This window comes from Aquabacterium sp. A08 (assembly GCF_011742065.1).
This window is the reverse complement of sequence record NZ_JAAQQT010000108.1, coordinates 1-413: the sequence shown is the minus strand read 5'-3', so window position 1 is coordinate 413 and position 413 is coordinate 1. Positions and strand designations below refer to the sequence as shown.

Here is a 413-nt window from a genome sequence, read left to right as displayed (position 1 = left end):
CCCACTTCGGCCTGAAGGGCTTGGCGGTCACTTGCGCTGTTGGAGGCGTTGGCCGATTGCACTGCCAGCTCTCGCACCCGCTGCAGAATGTCGCCGGCGGCCTTCATCGCCCCTTCTGACACCTGCGCCAACGAGATGCCGTCATTGGCGTTGCGCACCGCCTGGTTCAAGCCGCGGATCTGGCTGGTGAAGCGCTCGGAGATGGCCAAGCCCGCGGCGTCGTCCTTCGCACTGTTGATGCGCAGACCCGACGACAGGCGCTGGATGGATTGGGACAACTGCGACTGACTCGCCGATAAGTTGCGCTGTGCAGTGAGCGAACTGACGTTGGTGTTGATGATGGCGGCCATGGCAAACACTCCTGTGGCTTGAAGGTTGAAACGGGCATTGCTGCCACAGCTCCGACAAACATG

The 413-nt window shown here is 62.0% G+C and carries 1 pseudogene; it reads right to left on the bottom strand.

What is annotated here, in order from left to right:
* Positions 1-350: pseudogene (locus HA630_RS00620) on the bottom strand (flagellin); the annotation flags it as partial.
* Between the last annotated feature and the right edge of the window lie 63 nt (positions 351-413).